This is a genomic window from Mesorhizobium sp. P2_B5, assembly GCF_056404775.1.
In genome coordinates this window covers 574,641-598,351 of the sequence record NZ_JBFUDJ010000002.1, presented here as the reverse complement: position 1 = coordinate 598,351, position 23,711 = coordinate 574,641, and the positions used below count along the sequence as shown (strand labels likewise).

The following is a 23,711-nucleotide window of genomic DNA, read 5'->3' as shown; positions in this document are numbered from 1 at the left end:
GCGCCATCGCTACGTCTATCAAGGCGCCTTACGGCGCCTTGATCTCCATCATGCCGGTGGCGGTGCGGGCCGAGTATTGCGGCCGGTACATGTCCTCCACCGTGGCTGCCGGGTGGGCATAGGTGCCCGGCGTCACCGCACGCACGACATAGGCCAGCATGATGTTGCGGTCGCCGTCGCCGTCATTGGGGTTGAATGCCGCGACGAAACGGTCGTCGCGGAATTCGAGATGGGCGGCGTCGGTCTGCGCCAGCCAGGTGAAGTTCGACAATTGGGCGCTGGAAACAAGACCCGGATTGTCGATCTCGAAGCCGGCCGGCAACAGGTCGGTGATCAGCAGGCGCGACGGCCAGCGGTTCTGCTCGTAGACCTTGAGCACGACCACGTAGCGTTCGTTCTGCGTCGCCTCGGTGACGTTGGCCTCGGTGCCATCGAGCTTGTAGTAGGTGCGGTCGATTGTGAAGCCGTCACCGCCGGCCGGCAGAGGCTGGACTGGCGAGGCGACCGTGGTGACAACCGCCTGCAGTGGCGTCGAGCCGGTGTTGGCGATGGTCAGCGGGCTGTCGGCGATATCGCTGCCGCTGAGCTGGGTGGAGTAACCACCGGCATGCGGCGCGCCGTTGACCGAAAGCTTGATCGAATCGTTGCCCGACTTCAGCGCACGAGCAGCCAGAAGCATCCAGGACTCGTCTTGCGTGCTGGTCCAGCGGGCATCGGCGCGTTCCTTTGCCACCAGCTTGATCAGCTCCGGCACAATGGTCGGCACCGGCTTCGATTCGGCGGCGAGCGCCAGGATCGCGGCGCCGTCACGCAGCCGCGAGCCATAGTCGGACCGGTAGTAGTCGTATTCGGTGGTCGACTTGGCCAGCTGCAGCGCCGTCTGGAAGGTCGCTTCCGAACGTTGCGCGTCGCCGTAGAGCGCCAGGCTCGCTGCCAGCTGGGCGACGGCCATCGGGCTCGAGAAGGCTTCGAGCTTGGTGTCGGCGTAGTAGCGCAGATCGCCGACCGAGGCCTTCTTGTTGCGGGCCAGAACGTAGAGCGCGTAGGCGATCTCGCTGCCGCGGTCCTGGACGTCCTGGTCGTAGCCGACCGAGTTTTGCAGGTTGCTCAGCGCCTGGCTCATCGCCAGGGCCGGCACGTCGTAGTTCTGCTCGCGCGCCCGGGTCAGGAAGTCGGTGACATAGGAATCGAGCCACAGATCGCCGGAGCCCGGACCCCACAGGCCGAAGCTGCCGGCCGAAGCCTGGTAGCTCAGCACCTTGTAGATGGCGGCCTGGACGCGATCGTGCAGATCGGGGTCGCTTGCCATGCCGATGGAGGACGCCAGATCGTTGACGTAGAGCAGCGGCATGGCGCGGCTGGTGGTCTGCTCGGCGCAACCATAGGGGTAGCGGTCGAGTGTCATCAGCAGCGACGGCACGTCGAAGGCGGCGGCCTGCGAAACGCCGACGCTGACCGAGGCGCCGTCGAGCAGGCTTGCCGCGAGCAGCTCCTTGTCGACGCGCAACGAGCCGCCATTGCCCTTGAGGTCGACGACAAGGCGCGTGGTGACCGGCAATTGCGCCGGGCGGACCGGGACGTAGAGCGTCTGTTCCACGGCGGTTCCGTCGCCATGGGCGAGCTTGATGGTGATCGAGGCATTGCCCGCCGTCTGTGCAATCAGCGGCACGGTCAGCGTCTGGCGCTTGCCTTTGGCCAGCGTCAGCTTTTCAGGCAGCGGCTTGTCGCCGGTCGAGAGGTCGCCTGTCGTTGCGATCGACAACGCATAGTCGCCCTCCGGGCCGTCCGTGTCGGCGACGTCGAGCCGCATGACAGCGGCATCGCTCGGCGCCAGGAAGCGCGGCAAGCCGGCGGTGATCACCACCGGATCGCGGACAATGACGTCGGTCGAAGCATGGCCGACCGCATCCTTGGTCCAGGCGACAGCCATGACGCGCACGGTGCCGTTGAACTGCGGGATGTCGAAGTCGATCCTTGCCTTGCCGTCGGCGTCGAGCTGGACCACACCGGAGAAGAAGGCGACCAGCTTTTCGGTCGGCGGGCTGCCTTGCGGCTGCATCGAGGCGCCGTCACCGCCGGTCCTGAGCTTGCCGGTGGTGCCGAGCGACCCGTCGATCAGGCGGCCATAGATGTCTCTGACTTCAAGGCCCAGCATGCGCTGGCCGAAATACCAGTCCTCCGGATCCGGCGCCTTGTAGTTGGTGAGGTTCAAAATGCCGACATCGACGGCCGCGACCGTGACGTAGGCATTGCTGCCCGGTGCAACGCCAGCCACCGAAACGGGGATCGACAGCTGCTGGCGCGGCATGGTCTTGTCGGGCGGCGTCAAGGTGACGGCGAGCTTCTTCGAGCCCGGATCGACCGTCAGCCATTTCACGCCGATGGCGCGCGCCGGCATGCGCGTCTCCTGCGCATCGCCGGGGCGGAACAGGGTTGCGGTGATGTAGGCGCCGGCACCCCAGTCGTCGCCGACCGGGATGTCGACCGTGCTGCCGCCGGCAGGCACGGTTGCCGTGACGGTCTTGAGCAGCTTGTCGGCGCCGATGGTGACCAGCAGTTCGCCGGCAAAATGCGGCGATACTTTCAGCTTGGCCACTTCGCCGGCGGCATAGCTGTCCTTGTCGAGGGCGATTTCGAGCCCGTCGGGGGTTTCGGTGGAGGTCGAGGAGACATACCAGCCGGCGTCGAACTCATAGCTGGTCGCCGGGCCCTCGGGGTCGGCGGTCTCGATCTCGAGCCGGTACTGGCCCCAGTCGACCGGCATCGTTACGGTCGCCTCGGCATCGGCATTGAGATCGACCTGGCCATTGGCGATCGACTTGGTGAAGGTGACCGGCTCGTAGTTCCAGGAGTTGTTGTTGCGGTACCACTGGTAATTGCGTTCGACCTTGACCAGCGACCACTGCGCGCCTTTCAGCGTTTCGCGCTTGCCGTCAGGATCGACCGCGATCAGGCTGAATTTGGCCGTGCCGCCCTGCGGCACTTCATTGTCCTCGAAATCCGGACGGATGCCGATCATGTGGCCTTGCGGGCGAATGCCGATATTGAGCGAGCGCTCGATGGCGCGGCCGCCGGTTTCGCGCATGCGCACCGTGACCTTGGCGTCGACCAGCTTGGTAGTGGCGGGCAACTGGTCGACCGTGACCGGGAAGGTCGCCTTGCCGTCATCGCCGACCACCGGAAGACCGGTGAACGGGGTGACCGAAGGTTCGGCTGACTGCTCGTCGGCGAGGCCGAACGAATAGCCGGCGAAACGGTCCCAGTCGCGCGCCGTCGACAGCGTCAGCTCGCCTTCGAGCGCCAGGCCTGCGGCCGGCGCGCCATAGAGGAAGCGGCCGTCAATGTTGATGTTGGCGGTTTCGCTCTGTGCGATCTCGAGCTTGTCGGACTTCATGTCGAATTCGATGCGATCCGGCACGAAGTCTTCGACCAGGAACATCTGGCTGGAGACGGCGGCCTGCTTGGGATCGGTGTAGATCGACACCGTCCAGGTGCCGCGCATGGCGTTGGCTTCAAGCGGCAGGTCGACGGCATAGCCGCCGGCCGACACGCCGTCGGCGACAATGCGGCGGTTCTCGACGCCGTCGGGACGGGTGAAGATGAAGGTCAGCGGCAGGTTCTCGACCGCCTTGGAGGCGCCGTCGCGGGCAAGGGCTGCGACATGCACATCCTCGCCGGCGCGGTAGATGCCGCGTTCGGTCCAGGCATAGACATCGAGCGCACCAGGTGCGGCACGTCCGGAGACGCCGCGATCGGAAAGATCGAAGCCGGCGCGGCCCATGTCGAGAAAGACGAAGTCGTTGTCGCCCTGCTTGGCCATCAGCACGGCCGGCACCATGCCGCCGTCGCCGCGCGTCAGGCCGGGGTTGAAGACGGCATGGCCTTCGGCATCGCTGGTCGCGGTGCCGAGGATTTCATTGTTCCTGGCCAGCAGCGTCAGTTCCGCGCCGGCAATCGGCTTGGCGGTGCCGAGCGAGCGGGTAAAGACGTTGAGCCCATCCTGGCCGGTATAGGTCGACAGGCCGATGTCGGAGACGACGAACCACTGTGTGGCAAGCGAATTGTAGCTGTCCTCACCATTGTCGTTGACCGGCTGCGCGGTCAGCACGTAGACGCCGGGCTTGCGCTGCGGCAAGGCCTCGTCGACCGGGAACGAGGTCGTGACGTCCTTGTTGAGGTCGTTGGCGATGTCGAGCTGTCCCTGCCAGACCGGTTCGCCCATCTGGTCGGAAATGCTCGAGATGTCGTAGCCGTCGAGCTGCTTCAGGAACTGGTAGCCGGACAGAAGCTGCGCCAGCGAACGATCGCCGATGCGATAAAGCTTCATCTGCGCGGCAGTCATGTTGACGGTGACGACCGGGATGCCGCGGCGGGCGCCGGCCGGCAGCACGAAGCTGTCGCCGGTGAAGCGGGCGGACGGCGCGCGGTCTTGGACATATATCGACAACACGACTGGGGCGGCGGTGACTTCGCCGACGGCCGCCGGCAGGCCGGCGCGGAAGGTCACTTCGTAATGCTGGCCATGTTCAAGGCCTTCGACGCAAATCTGCTTGTCCTTGGCTTCGACGCCCTTGGGCGGCTGGTTGTCGACGGTGACGAACTGGGCGTAATCGACGCCGGTCTTGACCAACTCCTCGGAAAACTGCGCGCAAATGCGCGGCGCGCTGGTGTCGGCGTCGACCGAGTGATCGATGACGCGGAAGCCCTTGCGGGCCTTGAGATCCTCATATTCTGCCTTGACCGCCGGCGAACTGACCAGCGCGAGGCTCGCCTCATAGGCCTGCAGGGCCGGACGGTAGAGATCGCGGCGGTCGAGGCCGTTACCCAGCAGTGCCAGCACCTCGGCGCGGGTCTTGGTGGTGCGCAGCAATTTGTAGGCGTTGATGGCGGCGGAGGTGCCTTTGACGGGCAGATTATAGGATTCCGAGCTGCCGTTAGCCGGCTGTATGGCCAGCGTTTCGCGCGCTAGGCCGAGCCAGAGCTGGCCGTCGTCGGGCAGGACCGAGACCGCGGCCTCGTATTTGTTCATGGCCTGGCCATGGTCGCCGGTCAGCGCCGCCTGCTCGGCCGCGGCGCGGAGCGCTTCCAGCCCGTCGGTCGGCTTGTCATAGGCCGGATCGGTCAGCTTGTTGCGATATTGCTCGGCCTGGTCGGCCATCCAGTTGGGGAAGAAGGTGAGTTCCGGCGGGGCGCCGATATCGGGGTCGCCATCGACATTGACGACCTTGCCCGCGACAGCGCCGCTGAACGGTTTCAGCTGGTTATAGTCGGATTTGAGAAAGCACCACTTGGCCTTGTTGTTGTAGGTGAAGGCGCGGCAGGCGGGGTCGCCGAGGCATGTGGTCTTGCACTGATCGAGGCTGACATTCTGGTCCGATCTGAGATCGAAACCGAAGTAATCGGAATTGTTTGAGGTCACCACCCGGCGGGCTTCGGCCGCTTGCGCGACAGCTCCCCAGGCGAAAAAGAGAAGGATCAGGATAGACAGACCACGAGCCGCGCGCATTGCCATAACACCCTCCAGACACTGCTGACGTCCAAGGCATGTTCAAGCTTCAGTCGGGCTTGTCAACACGAGGACGCGGCAGGTGCCGCCTGCCAACGGTTTCCTTTCCGGTCAATGACCGGTAGTAGCTCAACAGGACAGGGGATCACGCTTTCTTGCGAAAACGCAAAAGGTGTGAATTCCAAGCCCTGCCTATTTCAGACAATTGGATTGTGGCCCCTTTACGAGCGCTTCAAAACTTCATTCCAATTTTAGTTTTGTAACCTAGGTTGTCTTAATGCCGGCGTGTGAAGCGCAGATGTCGAAAGGAACCGCGCCACGGCGTGCGCTTTCGCGCGCCCTGATTCTGGCGTTGGCGTGCTCGACCGTGCTCGCCGCCGAATCGGGGTCGGCGGCGGCCTTCGAGATTTTCGGCATCAAATTGTGGGGTTCGTCTAATGACGAGGACGCCGATATCGTCGACCCGCTGCGCTATTCCGTCAGCATCGAGGCGCCCGATGCCGACAAGGACCTGGTCAAGAAGCTCGAAAACGCCTCGACGCTGAAAGCCGACGAGGAACGCCCGGTTTCCGGCTCGCTCGGCCTTTTGGCCAAGGCGCGCAGCGACCGCGAGCAGCTGGTCGCGGCGCTTTATTCGGATGCCCGCTATGAAGGCGTCGTCACCATCACCATCCAGGGCAAGGCGCTCGACGATTTGCCGCCGGACGCCGAATTTACCGGTCCGCAGCCGATCCCGGTGGTGATCAGCATCGCCAGCGGGCCCAAATTCACGCTCGGCAACATCCGGCTGGCAGGTGATGCCGCCGGGCTTGCGAGCGCCGATTTCGGCCTGATCGCTGGCGGCGATGCCGGTTCGGGCGCCGTGCTCAAGGCCGAAGCGCTGATTGTGCGGGCGCTGAAGCAGGAGGGCCGGCCGCTCGCCCGGATCACCGATCGGCAGATCGTCGCCGAGCACAACACCTCGACGCTCGACGTGACGCTGACGGTGGCCGCCGGGCCGGTAGCCGGCTATGGCGACACCACCGTCGAGGGAACCGAGAAGGTCGACCGCGAGTTCACCGAATACATGACGGGGCTGAAACGCGGCCGGCAATATTCTCCTGACGAGATCGACGATGCCCGCGACAGGCTGCTCGGGCTGGAAGTGTTCAACAGCGTCACGCTGAAGGAAGCAGACCAGCTAGACGCCGACGGCAACATCCCGATCGGCGTTCAGGTCAGTGAGCGCAAGCCGCGCTATTTTGGCGTTGGCGGCACGTTCTCCAACACCGAAGGGCTCGGCCTCGAAGGCTATTGGGGCCATCGCAACCTGTTCGGCCGGGCCGAAAAGCTGCGCATCGACGGCAAGATCAGCGGTATCGGCAGCAATGATCTCAGCGAGCTCAATTACAATGCCGGCATCATGTTCGAAAAGCCGGGCGTGATCGGACCGGCCTCGAAATTCATCGCCAGCGTCAAGACTGTGCTCGAACACCCCGATGCCTATGACCATTTCTCGGTCAAGGGCAGCACCGGCCTGTCCTACGCCATCGACAAGAAGCAGACGGTTTCGGCTGAAATCGCGCTCGACTATTCCAGGATCACCGACGCTTTCGGCAAGCACAAATACCTCATCGCCAGCATTCCGCTGCAATATGTCTATGATAACAGGGACAACCGGCTCAACCCGACCAGCGGCTTCAGGGTGCTGGCCTCTGCCGAGCCGAGCTACGACATTATGAGCGGCGCCGCCTTCCTCAAGCTGAAGGGCGAGGGGTCGGCCTATCAGTCGCTCGACACGGCTTCGAAGTTCGTGCTTGCCGAACGCGTCGCGCTTGGTTCGATCGTCGGCACCAGCCTCGAACATGTTCCGGCCGACCGGCGCTTCTATTCCGGCGGCGGCGGTTCGGTGCGCGGCTATGCCTATCAGGGCATCGGTCCCAAGGACATCGACAATCAGCCGATCGGCGGGCTTTCCTTCTTCGAGACATCGGTCGAGATGCGTATTGCGCTCACCGACACGATCGGCATCGTGCCGTTCGTCGACGCCGGCACCGTCTCGACCAAATCGACGCCGGACTTTTCCGACATGAAGGTCGGCGCCGGCGTCGGCCTGCGCTACATTACGCCGTTCGGGCCGCTGCGCATCGACGCCGCCCTGCCACTCAACCGCGACCGTGGCGATCCGCGTTTCGGCATCTATGCCGGCATCGGACAGGCTTTCTGACGATGAAGATTTTGAGACGCATCCTTCGCCTCTTTTTCTACACGCTGCTGATCGTGCTGGCGGCGGCCGTCGGCGCGCTTGTCGTGCTGACCAAGACCGAGCGTGGCCGCGAAAACCTCGCCGGCATCATCTCGAACATTGCCTCATCAGGGGACAGCAAGGTCACCGTCAGCGGCATTGACGGCATCTGGTCGGGCGCGCTGACGGTGGACCACGTCGTGCTGGAAGACCGCGAGGGCGCATGGCTGGTGGCGCGCAAGGTGGCGGTCGACTGGTCGCCGCTGGCGCTGCTGTCGAAGAATTTCAGCGCCGACCGCATCGCCGCCGAGCGCATCGAACTGGCACGGCTGCCGGTTGCGAGCACGGAGCCTGCCAAGAGCGGGTCGACCGGCCTGCCGGTTTCGCTCGATATCAGAGCGATCGATCTGCCGGAGATCGCGCTTGGCCAGCAACTTGCCGGCAGCGGCATTGCCGAACTCGCCGCCAAGGGATCGGCCAAGGTCGATGCATCGCCGCTTGCGGTTGAGACTGTGCTCAACATCACCCGCCATGACGGTAAGCAGGGCAATGTCGACGCCAACATCCATTTCGCGCCCGCCGACAACAAGCTCGACCTCGATCTCAAGGCATCCGAACCTGCCGGCGGCATCATTGCCAATCTGCTCAAGCTGCCCGGCGCGCCGCCGGTCAACATCGTTGTGTCAGGCACCGGGCCGCTGGCCAACTGGAGCGGCGTCGGCACTTTCATGGTCGACGGCCAGATCGTCACCCAGCTTACCGGCCGTCATCAGCTGACCGACAAGGGCAACCGGATCGAGGCCAAGGGCGACGGTTCGTTCGAAGGTTTTCTGCCGGAACAGTTCAGATCGCTGTTTGCCGGCAAGACCAGTTTCGACCTCGCCGGCACCGCGACCGCGGCCGGCGGCGTCGACATCGAGCGCGCCACGATCGAGAGCGGCGCTGTCCACGGCAGCGCCTCAGGCATGGTCGACCCGAAGGGCGCCAGCGACCTTTCGGTCGAACTCGCTTCCAAGGGCGAGCCTGTCACGGTCAATGTCGGCAACCCGGCGCAGCCGATCATGGTGGCCATAAACAATGTCACGGCGCGCGCGTTCGGCGACGGCAAGGCGCCGATGATCGACGCCGGCGCTTCACTCGTCTCGGTGGTGGCGGGCGGCTCCCAGGTGAACAATCTCGATGCGCGGATCCATTCCGACGGCTTCGACATTGAGAACCGCAGTGGCCCGGTCAGCGTGTCGCTGACGGCGGCCGGGCTGAAGACCGACGTGGCGACGCTGGCGCCGCTGATCACCGGCAAGCTGACGGCCTCTCTGGCCGGCACAATCAGCAAGGATGAAATCTCGCTCGATGAAGGCACGCTGCGCAGCGATGCGCTCAATGCCGGGCTGACGGCCAAAGTAACGCTGGCCGACCTCGCCATGACGCTGAAGATGAATGCCGATGCGGTGTCGACGGCATTGCCGCCGCAGATCAGTTCGCTGCTTGGCGAACGGGTCAAGTTCGCGGCGACCGCCACCCGCGATCCGCAGGGCTCTTTCGCCGCCAATTCGATCGAACTCACCTCCGGTTCGCTCAGCGCCAGCGGTACCGCCAGCGCGCAAGGCAGCGACATCCAGGCCGACATCAAGGGCAAGCTCGGCGACGTCTCGGTGCTGTCGCCGCTGGTTGGCGTGCCGGTCGCCGGCGGCGTCGATTTCGCGCTGACGGCTAGCGGCGCGCGCAATGCACCGGATTTTTCTGTCACGGCCGAAAGCGCCAGCCTGACGGCGTCAGGTCGTACGGTGAAGGACATCAAGCTGACCGCCTCGGGCAAGGCGGACATCGCAAGCCCGGCGGCGCAAGTCTCGCTGACCGGCTCGGTCGATGAGCAGCCGCTCGCCGTCAAGGCGGCGCTGGTGACCAGCGAAGGCAAGCGCTCCATCAACGGGCTCAGCGTGGCACTGGGCGACAACAAGGTGTCTGGCGATCTCGCGCTGGACGATCATTTCCTGCCGCTGGGCACGCTGACGATATCCGCTCCCGACATCGCGCCGCTGGCTTCGCTGGCCGGGCAGACGGTGGCCGGCGACATCGGCGGCACCGTCGTTTTCGCCAAGGACGGCGAGGCGCCCACCGTCACCATCAATGCGGCCAGCGTGTCGGTTGCGCGCGGCGATGTGGCGGCCAAGGCGATCACCGTCAGTGCGTTGATCGCCAACTATCTCGACAGCCCGGCGATCTCCGGCACGATCAAGGCCGACAGCGTGACCTCGGGAACGACCGTCGTCAGCGGCATCGGCGTTGACTTGAAGCGCGACGGCGACTGGACCAATTTTACCGGCGGCGCGACCATATCAGGCATCCCGGCGACGGCTGCCGGGCGGGCGAAGATCGCCGGCGGCACGACCAGCGTCGAGATCGCATCCGGCGAAGCGACGGTGCGCGGCATCAAGGCGGCGATTACCGAGCCGTCTAGCCTGACGATCGCCGATGGCATCACCAACATTCAAAGGCTGGTGGTCGATCTCGGCGGCGGCTCGGTGACGCTGTCGGGCACGGCAGGCCAGACGCTCGATCTGGCGGCAACTTTCTCCGCCTTGCCGGCAGCCCTCGCCAATGATTTTTCGCCTGGCCTCGACGCCGCGGGCATGCTGGACGGCACGGCGCAAATCACCGGGGCGTCGGCCAATCCGGACATCCGTTTTAATGCAAGACTGGCTGGTGCCGAGACCAACCAGACCCGCCAGGCCAGGCTCGGGCCGCTCGATCTCGATGCGGCCGGCAGTTATTCCACGGCAGGTGGCGTGGTGTTGGACCAGGCGACGCTGTCAGGCGAAAAAATCTCGGGCAAGGCGGCCGGGACCATCAACCCGAACGGCGCCAGCGATTTTGCGCTCGACCTGACTTCGTCTGGTCCGAGCCTGCCGCTGACGCTCGGCAGCGCGGAAAGCCCGATCAAGCTCGAATTGCAGGCGCTGTCGGTGAAGGCGGCGGGGCAGGCTGCGCAAGCCAAGCTCGACATCTCGGCGGTGTTGCCGTCGGTGGCGACGAATTTCACCAAGGTTGAAGGCATCGCGCTGGCACTGCATTCCGATGCGTTCGATGTAAAAAGCCGAACCGGTCCGATCTCGGGCACGGTGACGGCGGAAAAGATCGGTCTGGACAATCCGACCATCGCACCGCTGATTGCCGGCAAGATCACCGCCAAGGTCGCCGGCAGCCTGGCGGCGGATGCCATCACCATTGACAGCGGTTCGGTGCAGGGCGCAGCGCTGGAAAGCGCCTTCAATGGCCGCGTCTCGCTGGCCGACGGCGCCATCGACCTCAACCTCAAGGCTGACGCCCTGTCGGCGGCATTGCCGGCAGCGGCGCGCGGCGTGCTGGCCGAGCGGACGCAGCTCAGCGCTACACTCAAGCGCGATACGCAAGGCAATGTCAGCGCCAGTCCGGTCGAGCTGGTATCGGGCGCGCTGACCGCCGACGGCCAGGCCAGCCTCGCCGACAACAAGCTCAGCGCCGACATCAAGGGCGCCCTATCGGACATCTCGCTGCTGTCGAAGGATGCCAAGGGCGCGGTTGGCTTTGCGCTCAACGCGCAAGGGCCTGTCATGGCGCCGGACCTGTCGCTGACGGTCAACAGCGACCGGCTGCTGGTGGCGGAGCGTGAAATCACCGGGCTGAAGTTGACCGCCACCGGCAAGGCCGATGCCGCCAATCCGGCGGCCAATGTGCAACTGACCGGCAATGTCGCCGGACAAGCCCTGCAAGGCAGCGCGGTGCTGGCGACAGCCGACGGCAAGAGCGCCATCAATGGCCTGCTGTTGTCGCTCGGCAAGAACAAGATTTCCGGCGACCTAGCGCTCGACGAGGCTTTAGTGCCGGTCGGCACCATCGCGCTCGACCTGCCCGACATCGGGCCACTGGCAGCTCTGGCGCTGGAAAAGGCCGAAGGCGACGTGCGCGGCACCATAGCCTTCACCAAGAGCAACGACGGCGCCAACGTTGCCGTCAAGGCTTCGACCGCGTCGATCACCCGCGGCGACCTGCAAGCAAAAACGGTGTCGATCGATGCGCTGGTCGCCAACTATCTTGCCGCGCCGGTCATTTCCGGCAAAATCCGCGCCGACAGCGTCATCTCCGGCGGCACCGCTATCAGCGGCATCGATGTCGACCTCAAGCGCGACGGCGATTGGACCGGCTTTTCTGGCGGCGCTACCGTCAAGGGTATCCCGGCGAAAGCCGCGGGCCGGGTGAAGGTCGCTGGCGGCATCACAACCATCGAACTCGCTTCGGGGCAGGCCACGGTGCAGGGCATCAAGGCCGCCATCGCGCAGGCCTCGACCGTCAGCATCGCCAATGGCACGACGACATTGGACAGGCTGGTGCTCAATCTCGGCGGCGGTACGGCGACGGTGACGGGCAAGGTCGGGCGGGCGCTGGACATCAATGCCGCGCTGGCCAAGGTGCCGGCATCGCTGGCCAACAGTTTTTCGCCGGGCCTCGATGCCGCCGGGTCGATCTCCGGTACCGTGAAGGTGACGGGCGCGCCGGCCAATCCGGCCGTTGCCTTCGACATCGACGCCGGCGGGGTGCAGACGTCGCAGACGCGCAGTGCCGGCCTTGGCGGCATGAACATCTCTTCGTCGGGAACGTTCGCCGGCAAGAAGCTCACCTTCAACGCCGACATCAGCGACGGCGCCGGGCTTGGCCTCAAGGGTGGCGGCAGCGTCACCACAGCGGGAACGCCGTCGCTAGTGCTCGACTTCAACGGCAAGGTGCCGTTTTCCTTCCTTGCCGCCAAGCTTGCCGCGCAAGGCCTGTCGCTGAGCGGCACGGCCAACGTCAATGTCCAGGTGCGCGGCCCGGCGACGTCGCCCGTAATCGGCGGCACGGTCAGCACGTCCGGCGCCCGCCTGGTCGACGCGCGCTCGGGCCTTGCCGTCAATGACATTGCCGCCGACGTTTCGATCGGCAATGGTGTGGCCCGGATCAATCGCCTTACCGGCACGCTGTCGACACGCGGCAGCCTGTCGGCCAGTGGCACGGTCGGCATCAATCCGGCGCAAGGTTTTCCGGCCGACCTGTCGATCAAGCTGGTCGACGGCCGCTACACCGACGGGCGGGTGGTGACCGCCAATCTCGGCGGCGACCTTACCATCAAGGGGCCGCTCACCTCGGCACCGGTGATTTCGGGCACCGTCAACCTCGCCAAGACCGTCATCACCGTTCCGGAGAAACTGCCGGGCTCGCTGACGGCACTCGGTGTCAAGCACAAGAACGCGCCCGCCAGCGTGCGGGCGCAGGACAAGGCCTTGCGCCCGGCCACTGCCAGCGGCGGGGGCGGCAGCGGGCTTGTCCTCGACGTCACCGTCAACGCGCCGAACCAGATCTTCATCCAGGGCAGGGGCGTCGACGCCGAGCTCGGCGGTTCGCTGAGGCTGACCGGCCCGGCGGCGTCGCCGCAAGCGGTCGGCACATTCACCTTGCAGCGCGGGCGGCTGTCGATCCTCGGCAAGCGGCTGACCTTCACCGAAGGCACGGTCGGCTTTTCCGGCTCGCTGGTGCCCTACCTCAATTTGACCGCGACATCGACGACGACCAGCGCCACCGTCACCATCGTGGTGTCGGGCGAGGCGACCAATCCGAAATTCACCTTCTCCTCAGTGCCGGCACTGCCCGAGGATGAGGTGCTGGCGCAATTGATCTTCGGCCGCTCGATGTCGAACCTGTCGCCGCTGCAGATCGCCCAGCTCGCCGAGGCCGCCGGACAACTGGCCGGCGTCGGCGGTTCGACCTCGCTGCTCGAAAATCTACGCAGTGCAATCGGGGTCGACGATCTGGACGTAACCACCGACGACCAGGGCGGTACCGCGGTGTCGGCGGGCAAATACCTCAACGACCGTACCTATGTGACGATCCAGAAGGGCGACAAGCCCGGATCGGGCAAGGCGACGATCGACCTCAATGTCGGGCGCGGCGTCAAGCTGCGCGGCGAGGCCAACGATGGCGGCGAAGCCAAGGGCGGCATCTTCTACGAGAAGGAATATTGATCCTTCGGTCGGACTTTGGCCCCCATCGCTGGCATTGGCGAAGCTAGAGTAACTGTCTCAGTTAAATCGACGAAACGAGATTCCTGAGGAATCCGTTGGGCAGTAGCAAATTTGCGTCAAGACTGTCGTTATCGCGCGAACCGCTCCCCTTTCAAAGTTGCACATTCGCTAACATGTTCCCAATCCATGCCGTCTTTGACATCACGGCCTGGATGCGGAATGTTAAAAGGCGGAAAGCCAACAATGGGAGTTAAGTCATGACAATTTACAAGAGTAATGGCGATCGCGTTCCCGACCACATCCTGGCCATGGCCGAAGAAGCCAAGGCAGGTAGGGTCGATCGCCGCGAGTTCCTCGCTCTGGCCAGCGTCTTCGGCGCGTCCACGGCGATGGCCTATGGCATGCTCGGCCTGGTAGACCCGACGCCGGCCAAGGCCGAAGAAGTTCAAGGCAAGAAAGGCGGCACGCTGAAGGTCGCGATGTGGATCAAGGATCCGAAGGATCCACGCAAGGCCGACTGGTCTGAAATCGCCAATGCCGAGCGCCAAGCGCTTGAGCCGCTGGTCAAGTACACGAGCGAATACACGTTCCGCCCCTATTTGCTCGAAAGCTGGGACATCAACGACGACGCCACCGAATACACGTTGCATGTGCGCAAGGGCGTGACCTGGTCGAACGGCGATGCCTTCACCGCCGATGACGTCATCTTCAACCTCAAGCGCTGGGCCGACAAGAAAGCCGAAGGCAATTCGATGCCCGGCCGCCTCGGCACGCTGGTCAAGGACGACAAGCTCGATGAAAGCGCTGTCACCAAGGTCGACGATCACACCATCAAGCTGAAGCTTGGCTCGCCGGACATTTCGATCATTCCCAATGTCTGCGACTATCCGGGCCTGATCGTCCACAAGAGCTTCGATGAAAAAGGCGGCGATTTCAAAGCCTGTCCGATCGGTACCGGCCCATTCGAGCTGGTGTCCTACGATGTCGGCCAGAAGGTGGTCTACAAGCGCCGTGAAGACAACAAGTGGTGGGACGGCGAGGTCTTCCTCGACGGCATCGAATTCATCGACTACGGCACCGACCCGGCGGCCATGGTCAGCGCTTTCGAAGCGGGCGAAGTGCACGCCAACTACGAAACCACGGCCGACTACGTGTCAATCCTCGACGGCATGGAACTGGTGAAGTCCGAAGTGGTCACCGCCGGGACTATCGTCTGCCGCACCAACGTCAACAACAAGCCTTACGACAACCAGAAGGTGCGTCAGGCGCTGCAGCTCGGCGTCGACAATGCTGTCGTCCTTCAACTCGGCTACGGCAATGCCGGCACTGTCGCCGAGAACCACCATGTCTGCCCGATTCATCCGGAATATTACGAGCTGCCGAAAATCGCCCGTGATCCCGCCAAGGCGAAAGCAATGATGGCGGAAGCCGGCCAAGCCGACTTCGAGCACGACTTGATCACGGTCGACGAGGACTGGCAGAAGAACACCGGCGATTCGATCGCCGCGCAGTTGCGCGAAGCCGGCATCAAGGTCAAGCGTACGGTGCTGCCGGGCTCGACGTTCTGGAACGACTGGACCAAATATCCGCTGTCCATGACCACCTGGAACATGCGGCCGCTGGGAGTCCAGGTTCTGTCCCTGGGTTACCGCACCGGCGAATCCTGGAATGAGACAGCCTGGTCGAATCCCGACTGGGACGCCAAGCTCAATGCTGCGCTCGCCGTTGCGGACGCTACAAAGCGCAAGGAGATGATGAAGGATATCGAGCAGATCCTGCAGGATGCCGGCATCATCATCCAGCCTTACTGGCGCAAGCTCTACAGCCACTCGGTGAAGGCGGTGCAGAACTACAAAATGCATCCGACCTTCGAACGCGACTATGGCAAGGTCTGGCTCGACGAGGCCTGATCGGACCGATCGGGAGGGGGCGGTTCGCCTCCTCCCCATCACTCCTCGCATGGGTCCAGGACCTGAAGCCGGCGCAGCGAAAAGTTGCGGACTCTTCACCAAGGACCATGCAATAAAAACAGGGTTGATCGCATTCGAGGGCCGGTTTGAGGGCCAACTCTGCCGGCAACGGCAAAGCTGGTTATCCAAGTTGGCTCCAACCCCAACCAGACCGGCAGGGGACCGCCATGCTTTCTTTCGTTATCAGGCGCCTGGGCACCATGGCATTGACGATGCTGTGCCTGACGATGATCGTCTTCTTCCTGATCAATCTCCAGCCGAATTTGAAGAAGCTGGCGATCAGCCAGACAGAAATGCACACTTCGGCCGAGCAGCTCGAAAGCTGGCTGGTCAACCATGGCTACCGGCAGAACTTCTTCGTACGCTACGGCCAGTGGCTGGGCGTCCTGCCCAAGCAGCCGGTGACCGATCCGGCGACCGGCGAGCCGACGCAGCGTTTTTCCTTCTGCAATGACCCGCTGGAGCCGAAATTCTCCGGCGTCCTGGAAGGCGATTTCGGCTGTTCGACCAAGTTCAAGACCACCGTTGCGTCGAAGCTCTTTCCCGCACTCGGCGCCACCGGCATACTGATGCTCTGCGTGCTGGCGGTGATGGTGCCGATTTCGCTGCTGATCGGCATTTTGGCCGGCATGCGCGAGGGCTCGCGAACGGACCGGACGCTGTCCGTCGCCTCGATCGCCTCGACGGCGACGCCGGAATATGTGTCGGGTGTCATCTTCACCGTCATCTTCGCCTCCTGGCTCGGCTGGCTGAATGGTTCGGCGGCCTCGGCAAGCCAAGGCATCACCTTCTATAATTTCACCCTGCCGGTGATGACGCTGGCGATCTACGGCATCGGCTATATCGCCCGCATGACGCGCGCCTCGATGGTTGAGGTGATGACGCAGCAATATATCCGCACCGCCCGCCTGAAAGGCCTCTCCTTCGGCAGCGTCGTCGTCAAGCACGCGTTGCGCAACGCGCTGATTGCGCCCTTCACCGTCATCATGCTGCAATTCCCCTGGCTGCTCACCGGCGTCGTCATCGTCGAGGTGATGTTCCGCTATCAGGGCTTTGGCTACACGCTGGTCGAGGCTGCCGGCAACAACGACATCGACCTTTTGCTCGGCTGCTCGCTGGTCTCGGTGTTCATCGTGCTGATCACGCAGCTCATCTCGGATGTCGGCTACGCGTTCCTCAATCCGCGTATCAGGGTTCAATAGGGGTCTGGGCAGATGCAGGTCGAATATATCGGCGCCTTCAACATCGTGCTCGGCGTGATCGCGCGCTTCTGGCCGGTCTGGCTGGGGCTGGCCCTGGTGATGGGGGCGAGCTTCACCTACAAGAAAAGGCTCGGCCTTTACGGCCAGCTGTTCGATAGCGGCGTCGGCATTGTCGGCGTCGGCATCTGCCTGTTCTGGCTGTTCACCGCGATCTTCGCGGCGACCGTCGCGCCCTTCGATCCGCTTTCCCAGGTGCCGATCATGAAGGACGCGCTGCCGGGCGGGATCGAGCCGGTATCCAAACTCATCTACTATTTCGGCGGCGACAAGCTCGCCCGCGATGTCTTCTCGCGCATGGTCTATGGCAGCCAGATCGTGCTGATCATCGCACCGGCGGCGACGGGGTTCGCGCTGATGGTCGGCATCACGCTCGGCCTTCCCGCCGGCTATTACGGCGGTCGGATAGACACCGTGCTGTCGTTCCTGGCCAATCTGGTTCTGGCCTTCCCGGTGATCCTGCTATTCTACCTCCTGGTGACGCCAGGCATCATGGACACACCCATCCCCTATGCGATGGCCGGGCTGTTCTTCATGTTCCCGATCATCTTCTTTTCCGTGCTGTTTTGGACCCGCTACAAGAACCGGCCGGATCGACTTTACATTCTCATGGGACTGACCCTGATCATTGGCGGCTGGGTCTATCTCGGCCTGGTCTTCGATGCCGATCCGTTAAAGATCATCCACATCGATCCCAATCAGCTCAACATCTTCGTGGCGGTGGTGTTCGCCTCCAGCCCCGGCGTGTTCCGCATCGTGCGTGGCCTGGTCATGGACATCAAGACACGCGACTATGTGGCGGCGGCGCAGACACGCGGCGAATCGCCCTGGTACATCATGCTGTGGGAGATCCTGCCCAATGCGCGCGGCCCGCTGATCGTCGATGCCTGCCTGCGCATCGGCTACACCACGATCCTGCTCGGCACGCTGGGGTACTTCGGTCTCGGCCTGGCGCCGGAGAGTCCGGACTGGGGCACCGCGATCAAGGACGCCAGCCGTCTGCTGCGCTCCTTCATCCACCCGGCGTTGCCGCCGACGATCGCGCTGATGTCGTTCGTGCTGGGGCTGAACCTGCTCGCCGACTCGCTGCGCGAACAATCGATGAAAGACTGATCTGCGGGTTCGGCCCGGCGCATGAAAACAGGATTGGAGCGACCCATGAATGAGGCAGTTCGAAATCCCGGAGAACCGATCATCGAGATCGAGAACCTGTCGATCTCCTTCTTCACCCGCAAGGGCGAGATCCCTGCCGTCATGGATTTTTCCTGCACGGTGATGCCCGGCGAGGCGATGGGCATCGTCGGCGAATCCGGCTGCGGCAAGTCGACCGTGTCGCTCGGCATCATGCGCGACCTCTCCAACATCGGTAAGATCGTCGGCGGCAAGATCAAGTTCCAGGGCAAGGACATGGGCGAACTGTCCGACGAGGAACTGCGCGCCATTCGCGGCAACAAGATCGCCATGATCTACCAGGAGCCGATGGCGAGCCTTAATCCGGCGATGAAGGTCGGCCAGCAATTGATGGAAGTGCCGCTGATCCACGACAAGGTGTCGAAGGAAGAGGCCTACACCCGCGCGCTGGACATGGTGCGGGCGGTGAAGCTGCCCGATCCCGAGCGCATGATGCGCTCCTATCCGCACCAGCTCTCCGGCGGCCAGCAGCAGCGCATCGTCATCGCCATGGCGCTGCTGTCAAAGCCGGCGCTGCTTCTGCTCGACGAGCCGACGACGGCGCTCGATGTGACGGTGGAGGCCGGCATTGTCGACCTGGTCAAGGGACTGGGCGAAAAGTTCGGCACGTCGATGATCTTCGTGTCGCACAATCTCGGCCTGATCCTGGAAACCTGCGACCGCATCACTGTGATGTATTCGGGCGAAGCGGTGGAGACCGGCAAGATCAAGGACGTGTTCGACCGGATGCGTCATCCCTATACGCAAGGCCTGTTCCGCTCGATCCCGCTGCCGGGCGCCGACAAGAATTCGCGGCCGCTGATCTCCATTCCCGGGCAATTGCCGCTGCCGCATGAGCGCCCGAAGGGCTGCAATTTCGGTCCGCGCTGCCACCATTTCGTCGAGGGCGTCTGCAACGCCGCCGAAATCCCGATGATCGAAGTCGCCGGCCATGAAGGCCATTTCTCGCGCTGCGTGCGCTTCAACGAGATCGACTGGGAAGCACTGCCGCCCGGCGCCAAGAAGGTCAATGAGAAGGTCGTGCCCGGTGCCCCGGTGCTCAAGATCGAGGACCTCAGGAAATACTACAGGGTCGGCGGCAGCGAAGTGTTCGGCTCCAGCGAAGGCCGCGTCGTCAAGGCCAATGAGACGATCTCGTTCGTGGCGCGCGAATCCGAGACTGTCGCCATTGTCGGCGAGTCCGGCTGCGGAAAGTCGACGCTGGCCAAGGTGCTGCTCGGCCTGGAGACGGCAAGTTCCGGAACGGTGACGCTCGGCAACAAGGAGATCCAGTCGACCAGTATCGAGAAGCGCAGCGTCGATACGGTGTCGTCGATCCAGATGGTGTTCCAGAACCCGTTCGATACGCTCAATCCCAGCCACTCCGTCGGCTCGCAGATCATCCGCACGCTGGAAAAATTCAATGTCGGCAACAACGTCGCCGAACGGCGCAAGCGCATGCTGGAACTGCTCGACCTGGTGAAGTTGCCGCGCGCCTTCGAGACGCGCAAGCCGCGTCAGCTCTCAGGCGGCCAGAAACAGCGCATCGGCGTGGCGCGCGCCTTTGCCGGCGACGCCAAGGTGGTGGTGGCCGATGAGCCGGTCTCGGCCCTCGACGTCTCGGTGCAGGCGGCGGTGACCGAGCTGCTGATGGACATTCAGCGCAAGAACAAGACGACGATGCTGTTCATCAGCCACGATCTGTCCGTCGTGCGCTACATCGCCGACCGCGTGGTCGTCATGTATCTCGGCTATATCGTCGAGCAAGGCACGACCGACCAGATCTTCGCGCCGCCCTACCACCCCTATACCGAGGCGCTGCTGTCGGCGATCCCGATCGCCGACACCAGTGTGGTCAAGAAGCACATCGTGCTGGAAGGCGACATCCCGTCGGCGATGAACCCGCCATCGGGCTGCCCGTTCCAGACGCGCTGCGGCTACAAGAAACTGGTGCCGGACAATCTGTGCGAGACCAAGGTGCCGCCGGTCAAGCATCTCGGCGACGGCCATATGAGCCTGTGCTGGCTGTCGGACGATGTGCTGGCGACGATGGAGCCGGTGATCAAGTTCGACAAGGAGCACGCGGCGCATGAAGGCGTGCCGGAGGATGCGCCCAGTACCGGGCCGGTTTCGACTGGAAAAGCACCTAACCGGCCGCGAGGCAAAACGGGCAGCGCGGAGGCCGACCAGATCGGGGATGCCGTGGAGCAGGGCCAGGCTGGGATGCGAGCCCGTCGCCACAAAGTAGTCGACGAGGCTTCCGAAACCGGTGTTAAGAAGCCGAAAGATACGACAAGGCGGCACTAGACCAAGAGGGTGCTAGTTTTCGCATTGCTGGAGCTGAACGGCATAGTCGCGGGCCATCTTTTCGGTCGCCCGCGCATAGCTCTGCACGCCGGCATCGCCCCGATTGCCGCGGCCATAGGCGGTCCAGCCGAGGCAATAGGCGAGGTGCAGTCGCGGAGGGGCCGATGTACATTCTCTATGGCGGTGACTTCACCCGCGCTCCTCTCGTCCAGTGGGTGCTCGAGGAAGGCAAGATCGACTATGAGCTCAGAAAAATTGACATTCTGAACGGTGAGCACCGCAGCGCGGAATTCCTGGCGATAAATCCGGCCGGGCTGGTGCCGGTGCTGATCACGCCTGAGGGCGAGGCGCTCTACGACGTAGCCGCGCTGATGCTTTACCTGGCCGAACGGCATCAGCTCACGGAGCTTGCGCCTGCGGTGACCGACCCGGACCGTGGTCTCTTTCTCTCGACGTTTTTCCATATCGCGGGAGACATTCAGTCAGAGATGAAGCGCTTTCATTTCCCGCACCGTTTCTCGCTGCGAAGACACGACGATGCCGCGATACAGGACCTCGCCAAATCGATGGTTCTCAGCCGCCTGAGTGTCATGAACACGAGGCTGGCGGCAAGAGGCCCCTACGTCCTTGGCGCCCGCTTTTCGCTTGCCGATTTCTATCTGTGTTTCTGGATCGCCTATCTCGATCGCCAAGCGGCGTGCGAGCAGTTTTCATCGATTGCCAGACTGTACGATCTGGTCCGATCCCGTCCCGGTGCAACGCCCTATATCGAGGACACTGAAAAGGCGGCGGATGCGTATGCGTTGATGATGAAAAAGCATCCGGGTGGCGTCATAGCCTGATCGATCCGACGGCCTTTGAATAGGCGGCGCGTTCAGCTGCCGCACTGCTGCAATTGGACGGCATAGTCGCGGGCCATCTTGTCGGTCGCCCGCGCATAGCCCTGCACGCCGGCATCGCCGCGGTTGCCGCGGCCATAGGCGGTCCAGCCGAGATAGTAGGCGAGATAGAGATTGTAGGTGTCGTTGCGGGCGACACCGAACGTGTCGGCGGTTTTTGAGTGATACCAGCCGACGAAATCGACGGCATCGGCGAACTTTGTCCGCCGCGCCGCCCAGCTGCCGGTTTCGCTCTGGTATTGCGACCAGGTGCCGTCGAGCGCCTGCGAGAAACCGGTCGCCGAGGAGACGTGCTTCCAAGGGATGAAGCCGAGCAGCTTGGTGCGCGGCGGCCTGGCATTGCTCTTGAAGCCGGACTCCTTGCGCACCGTCGCCATCAGCACGGGGACGGGGATGCTATATTTCTGCGAGGCGCGTTCGGCCGCCGACTGCCAGTTGTCGAACCAGCCGTCATTCTGGTCGAAGACGGCACACACATTGTTGATATGGTTTGGCGGCGTCGCGCAGGCCGACAACGCCAGCAGCACACCAACCGCTACAATTTTACTAAAACTCGACCTACGCATGGGAAGACGAATAGGCCGAAATCATAAAGGGAATCTTGCGGCGTTTCTTAACGGGTTGCCGGGCCGGGTCGATTGGCGAAGGCCGGTACCATTATTCCGACCTTTTGCGTCGCCTTTGTCTTCATCGGAATTCAGAAATGCCGCCTTGGCTAAAATCACGCCCGCGGAGGGCGGATTTCTGACAGCCGTATCCGCATACCGGCGCTCTGATGCCGGCATGAATGAACCAAGACGCAAGCGCGGCGCCGAGCGCACCAGCAACAGGGGGCCGTCGGCCATCCCGCAACTGCCGCTCAGGCGGGTGACCAATCCCTATCCGCCGATGGCAATGCTGTCGCTCGACCAGATCGAGGCGATCCATCAGGCCTCGATGCACATTTTGGAAAATTTCGGCATCGAGGTGATGTCTCAGCGGGCGCTGTCGCTGTTCGAGAAGGCCGGCGCCACGGTCGACCATGCGACGGCGAATGTCCGCATCGACAGGGGCCTGGTTGCCGAGGCGCTGAAGACCACGCAGTCCAGCTACCGGCTGACACCGCGCAATCCGGCCAACGCCATCCATCTCGGTGGCAACACGATCAATTTCACCCTCGTCGCCGGGCCGCCCAACGTGCATGACATGGAGCGCGGCCGGCGCGCCGGCAATTTGCGCGACTATGCCGATCTCACCCGGCTGGCGCAGCATTTCAATTGCATCCACATGCTTGGCAACCAGGTCTGTGCGCCAGTGGAGCTGCCGGCCAATACCAGGCACATGGATACCTATTTCACAAATCTGACGCTGACCGACAAATCCTTCCATGTCTCGGCGATCGGCAGGGGCCGGGCGCTGGACGGTATCGAGATGATGGCGATCGCGCGCGGGCTGACGCTGGACGAGATGCGCGACGATCCAGGCATCGCCACCATCATCTCGGTCAACTCGCCGCGCCGCTTCGACGAGATGATGGCCGAAGGGCTGATGACCATGGCCGAGTTCGGCCAGTCGGTGGCGGTCACGCCGTTCACGCTGATGGGGGCGATGAGCCCGGTGACGCTGGCCGGCGCGCTGGCGCAGCAGAATGCCGAGGCGCTGTTCGGCGTGGTGCTGACGCAGCTCGTGCGCCCCGGCGCGCCGGTGATGTACGGCGCCTTCACCTCCAATGTCGACATGAAGTCGGGCGCGCCGGCCTTCGGCACACCGGAGAACACCAAGGCCAACATCGCCTCGGGGCAGTTGGCGCGGCGCTACAATCTGCCTTACCGCACGACACCGGGCTCGGCCTCCAACGCCGCCGACGCGCAGGGCGCCTATGAGACGCTGATGGCGCTGTGGGGTGCGGTGCTCGGCCACGGCAACCTCGTCTATCATGCTGCGGGCTGGCAGGAGGGCGGGCTGACGGCATCGTTCGAGAAGCTCATCATCGATGTCGAGATGATCCAGCACATGATGGAGTTTCTGCGGCCGATCGTGGTCGACGAGGCGGAGCTGGCGGTCGAGGCGCTGGGCGCGGTGCCGACCGGTGGCCACTTCTTTGGCGAGCCGCACACGCTGGAACGTTATGCGACGGCGTTCTACCAGCCCATGCTGTCCAACTGGCAAAATTACGAGGCGTGGCAGGAAGCCGGCGGCCTCGACGCGACGGCGCGCGCGACGCGGTTGTGGAAGAAGGCGCTGGAAGACTATGTCGAGCCGACGATGGATCCCGCCGTACGCGAGGCGCTGGAGGCGTATGTGGCCAGACGCAAGGAAGCGATCGGGCAGGGCGAGCCGTGATGCCTTCCCATCCTGATTCATC

The 23,711-nt window shown here is 63.6% G+C and carries 10 protein-coding genes; 8 read left to right on the top strand and 2 right to left on the bottom strand.

Going from position 1 to position 23,711, the window contains the following annotated elements; translation table 11 throughout:
* Positions 1 to 28 precede the first annotated feature (28 nt).
* Positions 29 to 5,512: an alpha-2-macroglobulin family protein gene (locus tag AC1D1N_RS09375; protein ID WP_477348091.1), complete on the bottom strand. Its 5,484-nt coding sequence runs from the start codon at positions 5,510 to 5,512 to the stop codon at positions 29 to 31.
* 271 nt (positions 5,513 to 5,783) lie between these two features.
* On the opposite strand from AC1D1N_RS09375, the gene AC1D1N_RS09370 reads away from it, so the two are divergent.
* From AC1D1N_RS09370 to AC1D1N_RS09340, 7 genes are all read left to right on the top strand, one after another.
* Entirely contained in the window at positions 5,784 to 7,712 is a 1,929-nt protein-coding gene (locus AC1D1N_RS09370) for an autotransporter assembly complex protein TamA (RefSeq protein ID WP_477348089.1), read from the top strand.
* Between the two features lie 2 nt (positions 7,713 to 7,714).
* Positions 7,715 to 13,762 carry a translocation/assembly module TamB domain-containing protein gene (locus AC1D1N_RS09365; RefSeq protein ID WP_477348088.1) on the top strand — a complete coding sequence of 2,016 codons (6,048 nt, stop codon included), beginning with the start codon at positions 7,715 to 7,717 and terminating at the stop codon, positions 13,760 to 13,762.
* A gap of 257 nt (positions 13,763 to 14,019) precedes the next feature.
* Complete coding sequence (locus AC1D1N_RS09360) at positions 14,020 to 15,672, top strand: ABC transporter substrate-binding protein (RefSeq protein ID WP_477348086.1); 1,653 nt, start codon at positions 14,020 to 14,022, stop codon at positions 15,670 to 15,672.
* A gap of 227 nt (positions 15,673 to 15,899) precedes the next feature.
* The gene (locus AC1D1N_RS09355; protein ID WP_477348084.1) at positions 15,900 to 16,934 is read left to right on the top strand and encodes an ABC transporter permease; all 1,035 of its coding nucleotides are present in this window, start codon (positions 15,900 to 15,902) and stop codon (positions 16,932 to 16,934) included.
* A gap of 12 nt (positions 16,935 to 16,946) precedes the next feature.
* The gene (locus AC1D1N_RS09350) at positions 16,947 to 18,104 is read left to right on the top strand and encodes an ABC transporter permease (protein WP_436260686.1); all 1,158 of its coding nucleotides are present in this window, start codon (positions 16,947 to 16,949) and stop codon (positions 18,102 to 18,104) included.
* A 45-nt stretch (positions 18,105 to 18,149) separates the two neighbouring features.
* Complete coding sequence (locus AC1D1N_RS09345; protein ID WP_477348081.1) at positions 18,150 to 20,468, top strand: dipeptide ABC transporter ATP-binding protein; 2,319 nt, start codon at positions 18,150 to 18,152, stop codon at positions 20,466 to 20,468.
* Positions 20,469 to 20,632: 164 nt separating this feature from the next.
* Positions 20,633 to 21,310 (top strand): glutathione S-transferase family protein, encoded by a 678-nt coding sequence (locus AC1D1N_RS09340; protein WP_477348080.1) that lies wholly within the window; start codon positions 20,633 to 20,635, stop codon positions 21,308 to 21,310.
* A gap of 32 nt (positions 21,311 to 21,342) precedes the next feature.
* Here the strand turns inward: AC1D1N_RS09340 and AC1D1N_RS09335 are convergent, their stop codons facing one another.
* Positions 21,343 to 21,933, bottom strand: a complete 591-nt coding sequence (locus tag AC1D1N_RS09335; RefSeq protein WP_192258520.1) for a transglycosylase SLT domain-containing protein — start codon at positions 21,931 to 21,933, stop codon at positions 21,343 to 21,345.
* Positions 21,934 to 22,150: 217 nt separating this feature from the next.
* Between AC1D1N_RS09335 and AC1D1N_RS09330 the strand changes: the two genes are divergently transcribed.
* Positions 22,151 to 23,689 carry a trimethylamine methyltransferase family protein gene (locus tag AC1D1N_RS09330; protein WP_477348077.1) on the top strand — a complete coding sequence of 513 codons (1,539 nt, stop codon included), beginning with the start codon at positions 22,151 to 22,153 and terminating at the stop codon, positions 23,687 to 23,689.
* Positions 23,690 to 23,711: the final 22 nt, after the last annotated feature.